Annotated in this window: 17 protein-coding genes and 1 pseudogene; 15 read left to right on the forward strand and 3 right to left on the reverse strand. The window is 54.5% G+C overall.

Going from position 1 to position 19,334, the window contains the following annotated elements; genetic code table 11:
- Both K5905_RS07200 and K5905_RS07205 read left to right on the forward strand, forming a co-directional pair.
- Positions 1–347, forward strand: a 347-nt coding sequence (locus tag K5905_RS07200; protein ID WP_297581944.1) for an AEC family transporter, incomplete at its 5' end; no start/stop codon positions are given.
- A 72-nt stretch (positions 348–419) separates the two neighbouring features.
- Entirely contained in the window at positions 420–842 is a 423-nt protein-coding gene (locus K5905_RS07205; protein WP_297581947.1) for a DUF1801 domain-containing protein, read from the forward strand.
- Positions 843–865: 23 nt separating this feature from the next.
- Here K5905_RS07205 and K5905_RS07210 read toward each other — a convergent pair whose 3' ends face one another.
- Positions 866–2,068, reverse strand: coding sequence for a UbiH/UbiF family hydroxylase (locus K5905_RS07210; protein WP_297581950.1), 1,203 nt, complete (start codon positions 2,066–2,068; stop codon positions 866–868).
- Between the two features lie 289 nt (positions 2,069–2,357).
- On the opposite strand from K5905_RS07210, the gene K5905_RS07215 reads away from it, so the two are divergent.
- The 13 genes from K5905_RS07215 (at position 2,358) to K5905_RS07275 (ending at position 17,436) form a co-directional block, all read left to right on the forward strand.
- Positions 2,358–3,215, forward strand: coding sequence for a DUF2182 domain-containing protein (locus tag K5905_RS07215; protein WP_297581953.1), 858 nt, complete (start codon positions 2,358–2,360; stop codon positions 3,213–3,215).
- A gap of 176 nt (positions 3,216–3,391) precedes the next feature.
- On the forward strand, positions 3,392–4,108 hold the full coding sequence (locus K5905_RS07220; RefSeq protein WP_297581954.1) for a CDP-alcohol phosphatidyltransferase family protein: 717 nt from the start codon (positions 3,392–3,394) through the stop codon (positions 4,106–4,108).
- A gap of 210 nt (positions 4,109–4,318) precedes the next feature.
- Positions 4,319–5,296 (forward strand): quinone oxidoreductase, encoded by a 978-nt coding sequence (locus K5905_RS07225; RefSeq protein WP_297581955.1) that lies wholly within the window; start codon positions 4,319–4,321, stop codon positions 5,294–5,296.
- A 15-nt stretch (positions 5,297–5,311) separates the two neighbouring features.
- Entirely contained in the window at positions 5,312–6,262 is a 951-nt protein-coding gene (locus K5905_RS07230) for a LysR substrate-binding domain-containing protein (RefSeq protein WP_297581957.1), read from the forward strand.
- Positions 6,263–6,363: 101 nt separating this feature from the next.
- Complete coding sequence (uraH, locus tag K5905_RS07235) at positions 6,364–6,714, forward strand: hydroxyisourate hydrolase (RefSeq protein WP_297581959.1); 351 nt, start codon at positions 6,364–6,366, stop codon at positions 6,712–6,714.
- A 3-nt stretch (positions 6,715–6,717) separates the two neighbouring features.
- Positions 6,718–8,199 (forward strand): xanthine dehydrogenase small subunit, encoded by a 1,482-nt coding sequence (xdhA, locus tag K5905_RS07240; protein ID WP_297581960.1) that lies wholly within the window; start codon positions 6,718–6,720, stop codon positions 8,197–8,199.
- Positions 8,183–10,522 (forward strand): xanthine dehydrogenase molybdopterin binding subunit, encoded by a 2,340-nt coding sequence (gene xdhB, locus K5905_RS07245; protein ID WP_297581961.1) that lies wholly within the window; start codon positions 8,183–8,185, stop codon positions 10,520–10,522. Before xdhA ends, xdhB begins: the two co-directional genes overlap by 17 nt.
- Positions 10,519–11,529, forward strand: coding sequence for a xanthine dehydrogenase accessory protein XdhC (gene xdhC / locus K5905_RS07250; RefSeq protein ID WP_297581970.1), 1,011 nt, complete (start codon positions 10,519–10,521; stop codon positions 11,527–11,529). The genes xdhB and xdhC overlap by 4 nt, the downstream gene beginning before the upstream one ends.
- Before the next feature lie 60 nt (positions 11,530–11,589).
- The gene (locus tag K5905_RS07255) at positions 11,590–13,137 is read left to right on the forward strand and encodes an ABC transporter ATP-binding protein (RefSeq protein WP_297581975.1); all 1,548 of its coding nucleotides are present in this window, start codon (positions 11,590–11,592) and stop codon (positions 13,135–13,137) included.
- On the forward strand, positions 13,137–14,225 hold the full coding sequence (locus tag K5905_RS07260) for an ABC transporter permease (protein WP_297581977.1): 1,089 nt from the start codon (positions 13,137–13,139) through the stop codon (positions 14,223–14,225). Before K5905_RS07255 ends, K5905_RS07260 begins: the two co-directional genes overlap by 1 nt.
- Positions 14,218–15,132: an ABC transporter permease gene (locus K5905_RS07265; protein ID WP_297581972.1), complete on the forward strand. Its 915-nt coding sequence runs from the start codon at positions 14,218–14,220 to the stop codon at positions 15,130–15,132. The genes K5905_RS07260 and K5905_RS07265 overlap by 8 nt, the downstream gene beginning before the upstream one ends.
- A gap of 100 nt (positions 15,133–15,232) precedes the next feature.
- A complete protein-coding gene (locus tag K5905_RS07270; protein ID WP_297581973.1) occupies positions 15,233–16,297 on the forward strand; it encodes a BMP family ABC transporter substrate-binding protein in 1,065 nt (354 codons plus the stop codon).
- 197 nt (positions 16,298–16,494) lie between these two features.
- The gene (locus tag K5905_RS07275) at positions 16,495–17,436 is read left to right on the forward strand and encodes a patatin-like phospholipase family protein (RefSeq protein WP_297581974.1); all 942 of its coding nucleotides are present in this window, start codon (positions 16,495–16,497) and stop codon (positions 17,434–17,436) included.
- A 15-nt stretch (positions 17,437–17,451) separates the two neighbouring features.
- Here the strand turns inward: K5905_RS07275 and K5905_RS07280 are convergent, their stop codons facing one another.
- Entirely contained in the window at positions 17,452–18,438 is a 987-nt protein-coding gene (locus K5905_RS07280; protein WP_297581978.1) for an alpha/beta-hydrolase family protein, read from the reverse strand.
- A pseudogene (locus K5905_RS07285) lies at positions 18,412–19,101 on the reverse strand (alpha/beta-hydrolase N-terminal domain-containing protein); the annotation flags it as partial. The gene K5905_RS07280 and the pseudogene K5905_RS07285, both read right to left, overlap by 27 nt.
- Positions 19,102–19,334 lie beyond the last annotated feature (233 nt).

The following is a 19,334-nucleotide window of genomic DNA, read 5'->3' on the forward strand; positions in this document are numbered from 1 at the left end:
GTGCTGCCGCACCATGTGCGCTGTTCGCAATGGGGGTAAGCATGTCCTTGCGCCCAATCGGGCGTATCCCTTTGGAATTGCCGCTCGTCCTTTCGGTGAAGCTGGTGTTGCACCCGATACTGGTATTTTTGCTGCTGAGCTGGCTTGGAGGTTTCGATCCAAACTGGGTTGCCACCGCTGTCTTGATGTCCTGTTTGCCGCCCGCGACCAATGTTTTCGTCATCGCCCAGCAATATGGCGTCTATGTCCAACGCGCATCGAGTTTTGTCTTGATAGGTACTGCGATATCCTTGGTTACCGTTACTGGATTTATCTGGGCAATAACGACAGGCCTTTTGCCAACGTGAGGCGTTTTGTGGTGAAGTTCCAAATTCTATCCCGGCTTCATGAAATTGAGCATGAATTGAATGAAACCTCCCATGTTTAAGAGCGACCCCGCTGTTCTTGCGGTTATGGACAGTTATTCAGGTGAATTGAAAGAAGCCCTTCTTGGTCTCCGCGCCCTTATTCTGAAGACTGCTGAGGAGCACGAGAATATCGGTTTGCTTCACGAAGCCCTGAAATGGGGGCAACCAAGCTATCTGACCGTTCAGCCGAAAACAGGGACAACAATTCGCATCGATCGGGACAAATCCGATCTTGGTGATTTCGCGCTATATGTTAATTGCCAGTCGTCCCTGATATCCGACTGGCGCACGCTGTTTCCCGCGCTGACTTTTGGAGGTGATCGAAGCGTGCATTTCAAGCTGAACCGACCGCTGCCGAAAAGTGAATTGCGCCATATGATTGCAATGGCGCTTACCTATCACAGCTCCAAGCGCAACCAGTCTAAAAACAGATGACCCTCGAACAAACTCGATAAGTTCTATTTATGCAGCTGAAACCCGCTGCCGGGCGCCATACCTTCGCGCATCAACAGACGGCGGAACGGACCTACTTTACCAGCCAGATACATACCGGTGCTGCGAGCGACCTGAACTGGCAAAAATCCGGTCAACAGCGACCTGTTGAGCACATCGACCGCATTTGTTCTTGTCCGGATATCCCTAAATCGTTTGGCTTCATAGTCGTGGAGAACTGCAGGACTGCCTATATCCTGTTGCCTCGCCACGGCTCGCGCCATGACACCAACAAGATCGGAGATGTCGCGTAGCGACAGATTCAATCCCTGTGCACCTATGGGAGGAAAGACATGCGCCGTCTCTCCAATCAGCGCCAGTCTTGGGGCGACAAGTTTCTTTGCCGTCAGACCGGACAGCGAAAAACTCTGTACCTTCGAGACTAGTTTGAACGGCCCAAGTATCGAATGCGCACGGCGCTCAAGTTCTCTTTCCAGTTCCTTTTTTGCCATGGCAAGAAGCTTTTGAGCTCCTTCTGCCGTCTCGACGCAGACAAGCGACGATTGTCGACCAGGCAACGGCACAAGTGTGAAGGGGCCTGTCGGTGTGTGGAACTCGGTCGAAACGTTTTTGTGTGGCAGCCGGTGTTCCAGATTGAGAACGACGGCCACCTGCGGATATTTCCAGGTGCTAACATCGATGTCGGCCGACTGACGAAGCAGCGAGTTTCTTCCATCGGCAGCAATAACCAATCGAGCACTGATTGATTGTCCACCCGCAGTTTTTAAAACCGCGCTGTCTTGACCATATTCTGCGGATATCACACTGTCACGGACAATCGTAAGGTTCGGTTCGCGATCGCATTTTTCTTCAAGAACAGAATTAAGTTCACTGTTTAAGATATTGAATCCAAACTCTTCAATCTTCAATTCTGCACTATCAAACACAACCTCCGGTGCCCGCACAAGGCGCCCGGTGTCGTCGATCATCCGCATCTTTTTAAGAGCGGCTGCGTTGATTTGGATAAGCTCCCAGACACCTAGATTTTCAAGTTGAGCAAGTGACTGTTGCCACAATGCGGTGGTTCTGCCATCGGTTCCGGCTTGGGAGGGGGCCAACAAAACCGAAGACAGGCCCAATTGCGCAAACGAAAGTGCAGCAATGCGACCAGAGGGTCCACCGCCTGCGATTGCAACATCATAAAGGTCGGACTGTTCGGAGTTCGGCATAAATGGATCCGTCAAATTCACACGCTACCTACAGATTGGCCGGTTGCGATCAAATTGCAACGGGACGAAACCACGCAGCGACTCTTCATTGCTGAATGATATATATTTGATGGCTCGTTCAAACATGCGGAAGATCAAACGCATCAACAACAAAACAAACTAGTTTGTTGGAAGGTACACTCGATCTGACGCTCCAATTCAATGGCTCAAGACTTTGCTTAGCAGCGCAACAAATTCAGGAAATTCAGATAATGCAGGGCAGGGGCATGGCGCGCGAGGTTGGCCCCTCGTGCTTCTATTGGTATCTGTCCTGAGCCTTTCTGGATGGGCCTATCTTGCAGCAATGGTCGCCGACATGGTGCCGGCGATGGATATGACCGAGGCTGGTCCGGGAATGGGTATTTTCAACCAGTTCAACATATTTGACGGATTATCGGCGGAGGCCGGGGCTGCTCTTGCAGCCATCTGTCTACCGGCGGGGGCGACCTTTGGAATGCCCGGCATTGAGATGACCGTCGGCGATCTCGGTAAAATCTTTCTGATGTGGGCGATGATGTCGCTGGCAATGATGCTTCCGAGTGCTACTCCCATGCTGCACAGCTATTTCTTTCAGTTGAGCACCGCAAAGGCTTCGAGACTAAGCGTGTCATCACAGGTCATGATGGCGGTAATCGGGTATCTTCTCATCTGGCTCGGCTATGCCGTCGTGGCAACCGCAGCACAATGGTTGCTGTCGAGACTTGGCGGTTTGAATGACATGATGGCACCTGCAAGTATGGCATTGACGACTTCGGTGTTGTTCGCCGCCGGTCTCTATCAATTCACACCAGCCAAGAAAGCCTGTCTGCAGCGCTGCTGGTATCCCCGATGGACTTTCTTGGACAACAAGGGGGAAAATGTCGTCATATCAGGGGTAAGAGAAGGTCTTGCTCAAGGGTGGGCCTGCCTCGGGTGTTGCTGGGCGATTATGACGGTGATGTTTGCGGTCGGGCTGATGAATATTGTCTGGATTGCTCTTCTCGGAGCCGTCATGGCACTGGAGAAAACGTTTCCAAGCAAGATTTTCCCAAACCTGATTGGCCTCGTCATGATTGCATGGGCAGGTTTGCTGACAACGGTGATCCTGTTCAACGGCGCGACAATGTGAGAAACTTGCAGAATCGTGACATATACTGTTTTTTCGGTTCACACTGTCATACGATTGCAATATTAGTCAGCTCGAGCGCCCGACTGGCCGCTGACAAGGGATGGGCACCCTTTTCGTCCATGCGATACCGCGACACATAAAATCGCGCCCCGATCTGTAATTTGTGAGGACATCCTGTGACGGACATAACGCCAGGTAAAGAGGCGCCGGAGCCCGCTCTATTTCTGATCCACATCCTGACTGCGTCCGGTGCCCCGATTGCATTGGTAGCACTGTTGGCAGGAGCCCAAGGAAATTGGGCAGAAATGTTCGCATGGCTGGGTTTGGCGTTTTTTGTCGACGGAATCGACGGACCGCTTGCCCGCCGCTTTAACGTCGCAGAGCGACTGCCGCGCTGGTCGGGAGCATCGCTGGACTTCGTCATTGACTATGCGACCTATGTATTCCTACCTGCTTTTGCTCTGTCCTGGAGTCTCATGCTGTCCCAGCCATGGAACTGGATCTGTGGCGGTCTCGTAGTTTTCACAGGCGCGCTTTATTTCGCCGACAATGGCATGAAAACACCTGATGGTTCCTTTAAGGGATTTCCGGCAGGCTGGAACATGGTCGTGTTCGGCCTGATGGTCCTGTCGCCGTCAGAAACCTTTACCATCGCAATCGTACTGCTTTGTTGCGCCCTGACTTTTGCACCGGTTCGCTTTGTTCACCCGGTTCGGGTGCGGCGCTGGCGCATCGTAACGTTGCCGGTCACTTTGCTCTGGATGGGGATGGCTGCCTACGCCATCCTGGATGGGATGACGTTGAATGGTCTTCTGGCAATCGTCTTTACGTTGGCCAGCGTATACCTGTTCACGGTCTCTGCCGTTCAGCAAGTCATCGACCGCGTCGATTAAGCCAGAACGGGTTCGCCTTTATTCAAGTCTTCCGGCTGTGCCGCCTCCTGCCGCTTTGTCGACGCCAGGCGGCGCATTTATCTCGTGTGCGCAAATCTGTTTCACGTTGGTCTTTTCGGCGGGCATTGAAATCACTAATGTTCTTGTCATGCAAACTGGATCGCCGAAGGGCGGATCACAATTGGTGGCGAAATACGCCCGGAGGATTTGATGGTTCAAGCAATCTGTGTTCATGAAACCGGCGGACCCGAAGTAATGCGGTGGGAACATATCGATGTGGGTGAACCAGGACCGGGACAAGCCCGGATCCGGCATACGGCAATTGGCCTGAATTTCATCGATACTTATTTCCGCTCCGGTCTTTATCCGGCACCAGATGGAGTGCCGTTCAGCCCGGGCAACGAGGGGGCTGGAATTGTTCAGTCTGTTGGGGAAGGGGTATCGCATATATCGCCAGGAGACCATGTGGCCTATGCCGGCCCGCTTGGTGCTTATGCCCAGGAGAGGATAGTGCCGGCGGACAGACTGGTTGTCATTCCTGCCGGGATCGATGACAAGACCGCCGCAGGCATGATGCTCAAGGGAATGACGGCACAATACCTGTTGCGGCAAACGTTCAAAGTTGGACCGGAAACCACCTTGTTGTTTCACGCGGCCGCAGGCGGTGTCGGACTGATAGCCGGGCAATGGGCCGCGCATCTCGGTGCAACGGTGATTGGAACAGCAGGCTCCGAAGAGAAAATCGAGCTTGCAAAGGCCCACGGCTACCAACACATGATCAACTACCGAACGGAAAACTTTGCCGAGCGTGTGAAGGAAATCACCGATGGCAAGGGGTGCGATGTTGTCTATGATTCTGTCGGCAACGACACTTATCCCGGCTCGCTCGATTGCCTGAAACCTTTGGGGTTGTGGGTCAGCTTTGGTCAGTCCTCTGGTCCGATCACCGATTTCAATCTGGGTTTGCTCGCACAAAAGGGCTCTCTTTATACGACCCGACCAACCCTTTTCACCTACATCGCCACACGCGAAGCGCTGGAAAGAACCGCGGGTGAATTGTTCGACGTCGTCAAGAAGGGCATCGTGAAGATTGAGGTCAACCAGGAATACCGTCTTGCCGACGCAGTGCAGGCTCATAAGGATCTTGAGGGAAGAAAAACCACCGGCACCACTGTTCTAATCCCGTGAGGTCCGGGTCTGGCGATGCTTTCTAGTCGGGTACAGGAACTATCTCGAAATCTTTACAGTCCGGCCATGAGGTATTTCCTGGCTGCGGCCGAGGCAGGGTCCATACGCGCCGCTTCCAGAAACCTCAATGTTGCTTCATCCGCCGTCAATCGGCAGATCCTCTGGCTTGAAGAAGCTTTGGGGCTACAGCTCTTTGATCGTGTCGGGCGACGTATTCGCCTGTCACAGGCCGGCGAACTGCTGCTGGCGCATATCAAGCGAACCTATTCAGATTTTGAAGGAACAGTTGCGGAACTGGATGCCCTGAAAGGGTTGCGACGCGGTACGGTCTCGATTGCATCGGTCGAAAGTGTAGCTGAAAAACTGCTCCCGTCTGTCATCAGCAGTTTCCGAAGAAGCTATCCCGGAATCCATGTAAACGTCTCGATCTCCTCATCACAGGAGGCTGCAAGAAAAGTCGAGGCAGCAGAAGCAGATGTCGGTTTTACCTTTGATCCGCCGGAGACCTCTGCACTGACGATTGCGTTCCACCACGACCTGGTTATCGGGGCATTGATGACACCGGACCATCCGCTTGCGGATGCGAGTTCTCTGAACCTGCAGGAGTGCCTGAAATATCCGGTGGCGCTGCCGGCCGAAGGATTGTCCCTGCGTACCCGGATAGATCTCGTCCGAGGTCACATCCCAGGTGCCTCGCGAACCTATGTCGAAGCCAATTCACTGCGGCTGATGCGGGCGTTGGCAAGGGAAGAAAAGGTCATTGGCTTTCAAACCATGATTGGTTGCGAAGATGACTTGGCGTCCGGTTATTTGATCTTCAAACCGCTGTCGGACGCGCCACTTCAGGCCGATCGACTATGTGTGGTAACCTCTTCGTTGCGCGCTCTGGCACTTGCACCAGGGATGTTTTTCGACCATGCAGTGCTCGCCTTGAGGGATCATCTGCCATCACTTGATGCCAAATAGGCATCATTAAGCTCTCAAATGAGTTCTTTGGAACCGCGCTTTTTTAAGGCACATTTTTTGTGACAGTTTTGCGGCACTTTGCCGCGTGAGGGAGAAAACTGATGGGGCGTTTGACAACGCACGTTCTGGACACGGCTTTGGGCAAGCCCGCAAAGGGCTTGAAAATAGAACTTTGGTCTGGCGGCGAGAGCCCCGAACACATCTCCACGCATGTAACAAATGACGATGGCCGTGTTGAGGGAGCCATACTTGAGGGCACCGCGTTTCAAGCCGGGATCTATGAGCTGCGTTTCCACGCGGGCGCCTACCTCAGGACCTCCGGTCAGAACTTGCCTGACCCCCTGTTTCTAGACGTCGTTCCGATCCGTTTCGGAGTTGCGGAACCCGAAAGCCATTATCACGTACCACTGCTGATTTCGCCTTTTGGCTATTCAACGTATCGGGGGAGTTGAACCATGCGGGATACCATTCGCTTCCTCAAGGGCGGTGAAATAATCGAACTGGAAAATGTCGGTCCCACCGAAACGGTCCTCGACTATCTTCGCCTCAGGCGACGCGAAACGGGAACAAAGGAAGGGTGTGGCGAGGGAGACTGCGGTGCCTGTACGGTGGCAATCGGCCGTCTCATCGATGGAAAGCTGACCTATCAGCCGATCAACAGCTGCATCCAGTTGCTCGGAATGATCGATGGTGCCGAGCTCGTTTCTGTAGAGGATCTGACCCTGGACGAAAAACTGCACCCGGTACAAGAAGCCATGGTGGAGCTGCACGGATCCCAATGCGGTTTCTGCACGCCCGGCTTCATCATGACTCTGTTTACGCTCTACCATTCCGACACCGCGGAAAAATCGCGCAAGACGGTTACCGAATGGCTTGCCGGAAACCTGTGCCGCTGTACCGGCTACAGACCGATTGTAGATGCAGCCCTTCATGCGTGTTTCGATACAGCTGACGACGCTTTTTCCTGGCGCGCCAACGAGACGAAGGAACGTCTGCAAGATCTCGCCGACAGCCGAGATATCTTCATCGGCGAAAGCAGCAATTTCTTCTCCGCGCCGGCGACCCTCGATGGACTGGCAGCTCTTTACAACCAGCATCCAGATGCAACGATTGTCGCTGGTGCCACCGATGTTGGCCTTTGGATTACCAAGCATCTGCGCGAACTTCCCAAAATGATCTGGCTGGGCAGAATTCACGGACTGGATCGGGTTGAAAACAGTGCGACAGGCGTGCTGATCGGGGCGATGGCAACCTATGCAGCGACAGAAGATGCCATGACCCGGATTTCCCCGGACCTTGGAGAACTCTGGAAACGTATCGGATCCAAGCAGGTTCGTGCGTCCGGAACCGTTGGAGGAAACATTGCGAACGGTTCACCGATTGGCGACACGCCTCCAGCATTGATCGCTCTGGGGGCAACTCTGGAGCTTCAGTCTTCGGAAGGTTCCCGTGCGCTGGCTCTGGAGGATTATTTCATCGACTATGGCAAACAGGATAGAAACCCGGGAGAATTTGTCACTGGCCTGTTTGTACCGCACTTGTCGGCTAACCAGGCTTTCCGCTGTTACAAGATATCCAAGCGTTTCGATCAGGACATCTCGTCCGTGATGGGTGCTTTCCGTTTTACAGTTGAAAATGGCACCATCACGGAAGCGCGTATTGCCTATGGCGGTATGGCCGGCACACCGAAACGGGCTGCGGGTGCGGAAGCCGCGCTGACGGGAGCACTGCTCGATGATCCGTCCACATGGGGTGCAGGAATGCAGGCGCTTCTGACGGATTTCACTCCAATGACAGATATGCGCGCCAGCGCGGAATACAGGATGGAAACTGCAAGGGCTCTTCTGGCTAAGGCCTTGATGGAAGTAAGTGGAACCGCACCGGAAGAGGTGCGTGTCCTGGCAAAGCGGGAGGCAGACCATGACCGCGCCGCTTGATCAAAAGAACATGGATCGCCCTCTCAAACATGTCCGTAAGGCATTGGCGCATGACAGCGCGATCAAACATGTGCGCGGCTCCGCCACCTATATCGACGATATCGTTGAACCCGTCGGCACACTGCACGTCGTTCCGGGGTGGGCAAGAGATGCTGTGCGCGGAAAAATCCAGTCCATTGATCTGGAACCGGTGAAATCAGCCCCTGGCGTGATTGCAGTCCTGACTTACGAGGATATTCCAGGAACCAATGACTGTTCGTCGGCTTTTGGTGGTGACCCGGTTCTGGCCATGGACGAAATCCTGTTCTATGGCCAGGTCATCTTTGCCGTAGTCGCAGAAACTCGAGACGCCGCGCGCAAAGCAGCAGTAAAAGCCAAGATTGAGATCGCTCCGATCACGCCAATCCTGACGCCTGAAGATGCGGTTGCCGCTGATACGACAGTTCTGCCTGATTATCAGTTCCGCAGGGGGTCTCCGGAAACAGGTCTTCAGGCGTCTGATGAAGTATTATCAGGCTCCATGTTTATCGGCGGTCAGGAACACTTTTATCTTGAAGGCCAGGTCGCTATGGCTCTGCCTCAGGAAGACGGCGGCATGCTTGTGCACACGTCCACCCAGCACCCGACCGAAGTTCAGCACACCGTGGCCAAGGTCCTTGGTGTGCCAGACGCACTGATTACTGCGGAAGTTCGCCGCATGGGCGGTGGTTTCGGAGGCAAGGAATCTCAGGCCAACCAATGGGCGAGCCTGGCTGCTTTGGCGGCACGTAAAACCGGACGGACCTGTAAGATCCGCCTGGATCGGGACGACGACATGATCATGACCGGAAAGCGGCATGATTTTAAGGTCGATTGGAAAGTCGGATATGACGACACGGGCCGGATCAGAGCTGTCGATCTGGCGTTTCTGGCGCGATGCGGATATTCGGCGGATCTGTCACTAGGCGTCAACGACAGGACATTGTTCCACGCAGATTCCAGTTATTTCTATCCGGATGCGCAGATCAGATCGCGCAGACTGCGCACCGATACATGTTCCAACACCGCATTCCGTGGATTTGGCGGTCCCCAGGGGATGCTTGCTGCCGAGAGACTGATCGATGCAATCGCGATTACGCTCGGTAAGGATCCGCTCGAAATCCGGAAGCTGAATTTTTATGACGGCGAGCGAAACCTGACGCCATACGGTATGCCGGTCGAAGAATATGAGGTCATGCACGATCTCATATCCAAGCTTGAAACAAGTTCGGACTACTGGACCCGGCGTGAAAAAATACGAGAATTCAATGCAAAAAATGCAGTTTTGAAAAAAGGGCTGGCCCTGACGCCTGTCAAATTCGGTATTTCCTTCACACTTAAACATCTCAACCAGGCAGGTGCGCTTGTCCATCTCTATACTGACGGCTCCGTGCACCTGAACCATGGCGGCACCGAAATGGGGCAGGGACTCTATCAGAAGGTCGCACAAGTAGTTGCGGAAGAGTTCGGTGTCACGATGGACAAGGTTGTCATTACGGCGACAAATACATCCAAAGTCCCGAACACCGGCCCAACCGCAGCGTCCTCGGGCACCGACCTGAACGCCATGGCTGCCAAGATTGCCGCGCAGGAAATCAAGGACCGATTGATTTCCTTCTTGTGTGAACAGCATCAGTGCGGTGCCGATGCCATTCATTTCGGCGACAACAAGGTGATCGTTGGAGAACAGAGCTTCGCGCTGGCTGAGATCGCCAAACAGGCTCATATGGCACGCATTCAGATGTCTCACGCCGGGTTTTATGCGACCCCCGGCATCACATGGGACCGTGAAAGCGCGACAGGAAGGCCGTTCTATTATTTCGCTTTCGGTGGCGCATGCGCCGAAGTCACCATTGACACAATGACCGGAGAGATGACCATCGACCGCGTCGATATCCTGCATGATGTCGGACATTCCCTGAATCCGTCCATCGACATGGGGCAGATCGAAGGTGGTTTCGTGCAAGGCATGGGGTGGCTGACAACCGAAGAACTCGTCTGGGACGAACAGGGTCGACTGCGTACGCATGCGCCATCAACCTACAAGATCCCGACGGCTTCCGACTTGCCGGAAGAGTTCAACGTCGAACTTTATCAGGGCACCGGTAACCCTGAAGCGACCGTTTATCGGTCCAAGGCGGTCGGTGAACCACCGGTCATGCTCGCCAATGCCGTATTCGGCGCAATTGTCGACGCTGTTGCCAGCCTAAACCCGGGAGAAGTTCCTGATCTTCACGCACCGGCAACCCCGGAAGCAATCATGAAGGCGGTCCAGGATATGCGCCGGAGAAAGGCATCCTCATGAAGGTCTGGGGGCACATAGTTGACTGCCTGAACGGCAGCGGCACCTGTGCCCTCGTCACAGTTGCAGGTGCGGATGGTTCAACGCCAAGGGAAGCCGGTGCCCGCATGATCGTTGACCGGCATGCCAGGTTCTATGGCACGATTGGCGGTGGCACTCTTGAGTTCGAAGCAATCCGACGAGCCGCAAAGGCAGCAGACACGGGAAACCCTTCGTTTTTCGTTCACTCCGTGTCTCTTGGTCCCGATCTAGGACAATGCTGCGGTGGCCGCGCTCAGCTCGCGATTGAAGTGCTGACGACCGAAATGTTGGAAATGGCTAAGGCTCTTGCTGAACTGGAAGCTTCGGGAGGCTCTATAGCGACGCGGGCGCTGGTGGAAGAAGATCGGGTTCTTGAACGGGAAGTGCAGGACACAATCCCATCTCGTAATTTTTCGCTGACGCCGAAAAATACAACAGAAAAACAGTACCTTGTTGAAAAGTTCGGATTGTCCTTACGGCCACTCTACCTGTTTGGTGCGGGTCATGTTGGCAAAGCCCTGGTACTTTCGCTTGCGCCCTTGCCGTTTCAGGTAACCTGGATCGACAACCGGGCAGATCAGTTCCCCGGCCCAGTGCCTGCGAATGTCAGGAAGGTCTGTGTTGCAGATCCGGCATCAATACTGGAAACAGCACCGGATGGAGCTTTCGTGCTCGCGATGACTCATTCTCATGCGCTCGACGAGGACATAATGGCACGCGCCTTGCTCCGTCAGTCTTTTGCATATTGCGGCGTTATCGGTTCCAAAACAAAACGGAGCCGGTTTCACAAACGTCTAAAATCAAGGGGATTAAGCGAAACACTAATTTCGAGCATGGTCTGTCCCGTGGGGACGACGGCGATCAAATCGAAACAACCGGCTGCCATCGCCGCCGGAATAGCCGTCGATCTTCTTCAAAGGGACGAGGCCAATCATCAACAGGTCGCTGCAGGCGAGGGGCTTGCACAAATTGTACCACTTGGTCAATAAAGCGGCATACGCGCGGGGGACGGCGTGGCAGATACGATCCATTCAGAGGTGGAAAGCGGTATGGTGCAGCAGGATAGATCCGGAAAGGACACTTTGCTGGACGCAAGAGGGCTGACCAAACGCTTTGGCGATATTCTCGCCAATGACAGAGTAGACCTGATCATCAACAAGGGTGAAATACACGCCCTCCTGGGTGAGAACGGCGCAGGTAAATCCACACTCGTCAAAATGTTCTATGGCTCGCTTGAGCCGGATGCCGGTGAAATCCATTGGGACGGTGCCAAGGTAAATATTGGCAATCCAGCTGCGGCCAGGGAACTCGGCATCGGCATGGTTTTCCAGCATTTTTCGCTGTTCGAAGCGCTCAATGTTGTCGAGAACATCGCTCTTGCGCTGCCAAATCCCGGCAATATGACGGATCTTGCGAACCGGATTGAAACGGTTTCGCGCGACTATGGCCTACCTCTCAATCCGACGGATATCGTCGCTGACCTTCCCGTAGGCATACGACAGCGCATTGAAATCGTTCGCTGCCTTCTTCAGGAACCGCGGCTGATTATCATGGATGAACCCACATCCGTTCTGACCCCTCAAGAAGCCGATCAACTGTTTTTAACCTTGCAACGCCTGGCGCAAGAGGGCTGTGCAGTTCTTTATATCAGTCACCGGCTGGAGGAGGTTCAGCGGATCTGTCACCACGCCACGATCCTCAGGCATGGCCAGGTCGTACGTGAGTGTGATCCGACCAAGGAGACCCCGGCATCATTGGCCAGCATGATGGTGGGAGCTGACGTTGCTTCTGTCAGCGCAAGCGAACAAAAGCCGGAAATCGGTGAAATACGCCTGGGATTGAAGAACCTGTCTGCCAAGGCTGCCACACCGTTTGCGACAGCGCTCAACAACATTTCAATGGACCTGAGAGCGGGAGAGGTCGTTGCAGTTGCAGGTGTAGCCGGCAACGGTCAAGGTGAGCTTTTCGACGCGATTTCAGGAGAGATGCGGGTCTCTCCGGAGATGGTGCAGATCGACGGTATACCAAGTGGAACCAGAAACATCACCTGGCGCCGCCGACAGGGGGCAGCTTTCGTTCCTGAAGAACGCCTGGGGCATGGCGCGGTTCCAGGTATGAAACTCTCGCAGAACATTGTTCTTACCCGGCACAGCACAGGCGATAAACTTGTCGGCGCCGGATTTGTGTCTGATGCCCAGGCAGGGCTCATGGAACAACGCATCAAGCAAACTTTTGACGTGCGCATGTCTCATGACGATCCTGAAGCGCGTTCGCTCTCAGGCGGCAACTTGCAGAAATTTGTTGTCGGACGGGAATTGGACCGCAAACCCGGGGTGCTCGTTGTAAATCAGCCTACATGGGGTGTTGATGCCGGTGCGGCTGCCCTAATCCGACAGGCGCTGATCGACCTTGCAAGATCCGGATCGGCTGTTCTCGTCATCAGCCAGGACCTTGATGAAATTTTCGAAATTGCCGACCGGATTGCCGTGATATCCCGGGGATACCTGTCTGTTGCGGAACCTGCTGCCGACATGACGCGTGAGCGGGTCGGGCTTCTGATGGCCGGTGGTGCAGAAACGCAAGGGGAGGTGGCGTGATGCGCTTGGAACTGGTCAAACGAAAAGAGCACAGCCAGATGATGGCGCTGCTGTCACCGTTGATTGCTGTTGGCCTGACGGCACTCGCAGCTGCAATCATTTTCTCAATAACCAGTCACAATCCATTGATTGGATTATATAAATTCTTTATTGAACCGCTCACGCAGCAGTGGTCGCTAGAAGCCACGATCGACAAGGCCACACCACTGATACTGATCGGGTGCGGACTTGCGGTCTGTTATCTTTCCAACAATTGGAACATTGGTGCCGAAGGTCAATTCGTGATCGGTGCTCTTTTCGGGTCGATACTGCCGGTGCTGTTTCCCGAATTCGAAAACGGCGCAACATTGCCATTGATGCTGATTTTCGGTGCGGTCGGCGGTGCTTTGTGGGCGCTCATTCCGGCACTTTTGAAGACCCGGTTCAACACGAACGAAATTCTGACGAGCCTTATGCTGGTCTATGTTGCCGGTCTTATGCTCGATTACCTGGTGCGCGGCCCCTGGCGGGATCCTGGAGGATACAATTTCCCCGAATCAAGGATCTTTTCCGATGCGGCCACGCTGCCTGAGGTTTTTGGTGGAACCATGAGCATGTCGGCACCAATCACCGTTATCGTTGCAATCGTGCTGGCAGTTGTCCTGGCCAAAACGTTGAAAGGCTTTGAAATCCGGGTCATGGGTGAAAGTCCCCGCGCTGGTAGCTTTGCCGGTTTTTCTGCAAAAGGATTGACCTTGTTCTCCTTTGCACTTGCAGGCGCTTTTGCAGGTCTTGCCGGCACGATGGAGGTGTCAGGCTCTCTCAATCAACTGCTCCCGTCCATTTCTCCCGGCTATGGTTTTACCGCCATTATCGTCGCCTTCCTTGGGCGTTTGAACCCGATCGGCATCATTATTGCCGGCTTTGTTCTGGCGCTTTCCTATATCGGCGGTGAAGGTGTTCAGTCCGCAATGGGCGTTTCCAATGAAATTGCAAGCGTGATTCAGGGGCTGCTCCTGTTCTTCGTGTTGGCTTGTGACACTTTGATCTTGTACCGCATTCGCATGGTCTCCCGCCGTGTGCCAGCCGGGGAGGCGTCCCATGTTTGAAGCTGTTCTGCTTACTGTCATCACGGCTGCAACACCGCTTCTGATCGCTGCAATTGGTGAGCTTGTCGTCGAACGTTCCGGCGTTCTCAATCTCGGCGTCGAGGGCATGATGATCATGGGTGCCGTCATCGGCTTTGCCATTGCCAATCAGACTGGGTCCGGCACGCTCGGTGTGGTCGCGGCTATTGTTGCCGGTATGGCAATGTCGGCATTGTTCGGGTTTCTGGTGCTGGTGCTGGTCACCAACCAGGTGGCAACCGGCCTGGCTCTGACAATCCTCGGCATCGGACTTTCCGGCATGATCGGTGAAGCCTATATCGGCGTACCCGGCCTGGATTTGCCGCAGCTCTATATTCCCGGTCTGTCCGAAATCCCGTTCATTGGGCCTGTGTTCTTCCAGCAAGATGCAATTGTCTATATGAGCTTCGCGCTTGTGGCCATCGTCGCCTATGGCCTGTTCCGGACCCGTGTGGGTCTCGTATTGCGCGCGGTTGGCGACAATCACGGCTCGGCCCATGCGCTCGGCTATTCTGTCATCAAGATCCGCTTTGCAGCGGTTCTCTTCGGTGGCGCGTGCGCCGGTCTGGCCGGGGCCTATATGTCGCTTGCCTACACACCGCAATGGGTTGAAAACATGACTGCCGGTCGTGGCTGGATTGCGCTCGCTCTCGTGGTGTTCTCGTCCTGGCTGCCGCTCCGGGTGGTTGTCGGTGCCTATCTCTTTGGTGCGGTCAGCGTCTTGAACCTGCATGCGCAGGCTGTCGAGTTGGATATTCCATCGCAGCTGCTGTCCAGCCTGCCGTACCTTGCGACTATTTTGGTGCTTGTGCTCATTTCTGCAAATCGCAGACTGACACTGGTCAACACCCCGGCTTGTCTCGGCAAACCGTTCGTACCCGATCGGTAAGCGCTCAAATGCCGGTTCTGTCCGCCCTGAATGCGGTCGCAGGGTGGACCAGCTAACAAAGATCGCAACAGAGAGATCAAACCAGAGGGGAATGGAACATATGAAATCTCTTTTGAAAGCCACGGTTGCCGCCGTCGCCTTTGCAGCCGCAGGATCCGCAGCTCAAGCTGCCGATGTCAAAGCCTGCTTCGTATATGTCGGTCCGGTTGGTGACTTCGGCTGGTCCTATCAGCACGATCAGGGACGTCTGGCCGTCGAAGAGCAATTCGGCGACAAGGTCGAAACCGCTTACCTGGAGAGCGTGCCGGAAGGCCCGGATGCCGAACGCGCCATTGAGCGCTTCGCTCGTGAAGGCTGCAACATTATCTTCACCACCTCCTTCGGCTATATGAACCCGACACTGAAGGTGGCGAAAAAGTTTCCTGACGTGAAGTTCGAGCACGCAACCGGCTACAAGACTGCCGATAACGTTGCGACCTATAACTCGAAATTCCACGAAGGCCGCTACATCATTGGTCAGATTGCTGCAAAGCAGTCAAAATCAGGTGTGGCAGGCTACATCGCGTCTTTCCCGATTCCGGAAGTCGTCGCCGGTATCAATGCCTTCCTGTTGGGTGCGCAGTCCGTCAACCCTGATTTCGATCTCAAAGTGGTCTGGGTGAACAGCTGGTTTGACCCGGGCAAGGAAGCCGATGCTGCGAAGGCCTTGATCGATCAGGGCGCCGACATCATTACCCAGCACACCGATTCCACCGCGCCGCTGCAAGTTGCACAGGAACGTGGCGTGCACGGTTTCGGACAGGCTTCGGACATGATCAACTTCGCCAAGGACGCGCAATACACCGCCATCATCGATGACTGGGCACCATATTATGTCGAACGCGTTCAAGCCGTTCTTGACGGAAACTGGCATTCGGAAAGCACCTGGGACGGTCTGGCAGAGGGCCATGTCGTAATGGCGCCTTACACCAACCTGCCGGATGATGTCACTGAAATGGCCAAGGCTACCGAAGCCAAGATCAAAGGTGGTTGGGAACCGTTCACGGGTCCGATCACCAAACAGGATGGATCGGTCGCGGCGGAAGATGGGGTCACCCTCGATACTGGTGCCATTCTCGGCATGAACTGGTACGTCCAGGGCGTCGATGACCAACTGCCGCAGTAATCTCAGCCAGATCGCCCCGGAACCACTTTACGGGGCAGACTGAACCAGATCCCGGGTCATGCGAGTGACCCGGGATCTTTTTGTTTTCGGATTGCCACCCCCTGTTTCGGCTAACTTGGTCTGCTATCTGGTAAAGGCCGACGAGTGTAACTATCTGCGTCACAGCGATTATCATCAGGGATTGCGGCCAGAACACCATGATCAAACGACGCGACTTCATGATTGCAGCCGCAGCAGGCAGCGCGGCCACTCTATCGGGTATTCAAGGTGCACCAGCACAAGACAGATCTGAAGCGACACCGGCATTAGGCAGCAAGAGCGGTGACTTTGCCCTTGCGCTTGGAGGCGGGGCGGCAAAGGCGTTCGCCCATATTCCAATCCTTGAAGCAATGGATGAGCTTGGCGTCCAGCCGGCCGTAATGTCCGGTACGTCGATGGGCGCCATTCTTGGCGCGTTTTATTCCAGCGGCATGACAGGTGGAGAAATTCGTGAATATGCCTTGGATCTGCTGACACAGAAGACTGAGCTCTTCCGCAAGCTTTTCCTCTCCGATGGCAAGACCTGGTCCTCGCTACTGGATCTTGGTCGCCCCTCGATCATCGACCCGGTCGTTCTATTCGAAACAATTTTCCCGGATATGCTGGCGCAGAATTTTGCAGACTTGCGCATACCGATGAAAATCATTGCAACCGATTTCTACAATCAGTCTCAGGTCACACTGACAGAAGGACCGCTATTACCCGCAATCGCGGCATCATCCGCGTTGCCGATGTTACTGACACCGGTTCAGATCAATCGCAGGATTCTGATCGATGGCGGTTTCGTCAATCCGACCCCGTTCGATGTTCTGAGAGATACGGGTTATCTCACTGTCGGTGTAGATGTAACCGGCAGCGAATACTCCGAACAGCAGGATCTTCCCAGCGGCATGGAAACCTGGATCGGTTCCTTTTCCATCACGCTGCATTCGCTGGTGGCCGCAAAGTTAGCAGTCTCGCAGCCCGATCTCCTGATCGAACCGGCCATCGGTGGCTTCAGCACCATGGATTTCTTCAAGATAGAGGACATTCTTGAAGCAGCAGCACCTTCAAAAGACGAATTCAAGCGCGGTCTGACCCTCTTGCTGGACGCCCGATAAAGGCAAGTCGACTGATCAAAAAGGTGGTCCACGGCGGTCGAAAATCTCCTTTAGCACCCGTGCCCGATCATCGGACCACCCTTCAGGAGCAATAACTGCGGCCCACCCGTCGATGTAATCGGGGGCAATGTAATAGTGCCCAAAACGGGGTACATCCAGCGCAAACATCGAATCCAGCGCAAGCTGCAGCATCGTTACCATGGGAAACCAGGAGAGTTTGTCTGACACATCCGGCGCCCTTGGTTGGTTGAGCCAGGCAGGAGGGCGAATGCTGCTATCGAATGTAAAATTGACGATCGGATCGCTGCCATAATTCAAAAACACGGCTCGGATCGGTCCCCAGGGCGAAAAATCGCCTTTCAGGCCTCCGTATTGATCCATGACTCGTATCAGCGATCCATTGCCATAGGTTGGGCGCCAGGCGGGACTCCCTTCATTTCGGTCGTCGCGAACTCGAGACCAGTAACTCGAAAAGAACGGTGAGCCGGCCCAGAGCGCGCCTTGAATGGGATCTCCCAGCATATCGAGCAGTGGCAAGGTTGCCTGAGAATTATACGCACCCTGGCTCAAGCCGAACACATAGAGCTTCGGGCGGTTGTCCTTGGGCAATTCGGTCCAGTGGTCGTAAACCGCATCGAACAATTCCCGCGCCTGATCAACGCCATAGTCGGGGTGGGAAGCCAGTGACAGGACACTCGTCAGGTACGAATATTGGACGGCAACTGTCGCGACATCACCACCCAGCATGAAATCCAGCGTGTCATGAGCGCCGGGGTCCATCCAGCCTGTTCCTGGGGGAACGCATACGACCAAGACAGAACGATCGAACCCGCCGACCCGGATCAACTCCCGCAAAGCCAGATCCGCACGATTCTTGGCTGTATCCTCGGATTGACGGCCGATATAGACCCGAACCGGATCCAAGACCGGCCCGGCATGGAATTCCGAAATCTCATCAGCCGTCGGAGCTGTTGCCACAAATTCGCGGCCGCGACGGCCCATTTCCTCCCACTTGACCAGGGACTGCGGGTTTCCGGTTTTCATTGGATCCTGAGGTTGGGCGATATCAGGCTCAATCAACATATCGGCTGCCAAAAACTAAGCATCCGCTGTTCGGAATGCCGTGCGCACCAACGTACCGTCGATCAAAGCCCAGAACACCCAGGCGACAAGGGCGATGGAAAGCACAAGACCGACCCGTCTTGGAAGAACGCGGTCAAGCTGTCCGGCAACGATACGCCGGGTCAATCCTGCGATCCTGAAGAACAACCACAGCACAATGAAAGTCAGGCCACCGACAAAGAAAATGAAAATTGGTGCGGCGGTTTCCAGTGGTGGCAAATCGACGGCAGCCCGTGTCGCATTCTGCCAGCTTGCTGCCTTTGCAAGCGAATAGATCAGAATTGCCAGACTTGCACCCAGAGCGGAAACCACCCAGACCGGAACGAACCTGCCGCGCACTTCCGGCATTTCAAGGTATCGCCACAAAGCTCTTATCAGAAGCGTGATTTCATATCCGGCAATGGATGCAACCGCTGCCAATGCGGCTTGAACCATGGGATCTCTTGGCATCAGCGATGGTGTCAGCGCAGCGCCAAAGAAACTGACGGCAACGGTGAGCGCAATTGGCGACAATCCATCCTTGAACAGTTTTGCAATTTTCATGAAATCACCACGCGCATGAATATGGATTTCTGACCGTTCTGACGCCTCGATAGGTCTGTTCACCCAATTGACGGCCCCCGCCTGATTCAACCTGTGGCGTAATCCGGTAGAGACAACACCTGCAATTTAGAAGCTCTTAACTGATTCCGGACCAGTATGGGCGCGTGGTGAATGTGCAAAAAACGGGATGTTCCAATCGCGTTGAAAGTCATTTCTGCAACCTGCCGGCAAGT

Source organism: Roseibium sp., from assembly GCF_025698965.1.
Taxonomy (GTDB): Bacteria; Pseudomonadota; Alphaproteobacteria; order Rhizobiales; family Stappiaceae; genus Roseibium.

Coding starts and splice junctions, on each gene's coding strand:
- K5905_RS07205 (WP_297581947.1), top strand. CDS start 420: ATGTTTAAGAGCGACCCCGCTGTTCTTGCGGTTATGGACAGTTATTCA.
- K5905_RS07260 (WP_297581977.1), top strand. CDS start 13,137: ATGCGCTTGGAACTGGTCAAACGAAAAGAGCACAGCCAGATGATGGCG.
- K5905_RS07270 (WP_297581973.1), top strand. CDS start 15,233: ATGAAATCTCTTTTGAAAGCCACGGTTGCCGCCGTCGCCTTTGCAGCC.
- xdhB (WP_297581961.1), top strand. CDS start 8,183: ATGACCGCGCCGCTTGATCAAAAGAACATGGATCGCCCTCTCAAACAT.
- K5905_RS07210 (WP_297581950.1), bottom strand. CDS start 2,068: ATGCCGAACTCCGAACAGTCCGACCTTTATGATGTTGCAATCGCAGGC.
- xdhA (WP_297581960.1), top strand. CDS start 6,718: ATGCGGGATACCATTCGCTTCCTCAAGGGCGGTGAAATAATCGAACTG.
- K5905_RS07275 (WP_297581974.1), top strand. CDS start 16,495: ATGATCAAACGACGCGACTTCATGATTGCAGCCGCAGCAGGCAGCGCG.
- K5905_RS07230 (WP_297581957.1), top strand. CDS start 5,312: ATGCTTTCTAGTCGGGTACAGGAACTATCTCGAAATCTTTACAGTCCG.
- K5905_RS07255 (WP_297581975.1), top strand. CDS start 11,590: ATGGTGCAGCAGGATAGATCCGGAAAGGACACTTTGCTGGACGCAAGA.
- K5905_RS07225 (WP_297581955.1), top strand. CDS start 4,319: ATGGTTCAAGCAATCTGTGTTCATGAAACCGGCGGACCCGAAGTAATG.
- K5905_RS07280 (WP_297581978.1), bottom strand. CDS start 18,438: ATGGGCCGTCGCGGCCGCGAATTTGTGGCAACAGCTCCGACGGCTGAT.
- K5905_RS07265 (WP_297581972.1), top strand. CDS start 14,218: ATGTTTGAAGCTGTTCTGCTTACTGTCATCACGGCTGCAACACCGCTT.
- uraH (WP_297581959.1), top strand. CDS start 6,364: ATGGGGCGTTTGACAACGCACGTTCTGGACACGGCTTTGGGCAAGCCC.
- xdhC (WP_297581970.1), top strand. CDS start 10,519: ATGAAGGTCTGGGGGCACATAGTTGACTGCCTGAACGGCAGCGGCACC.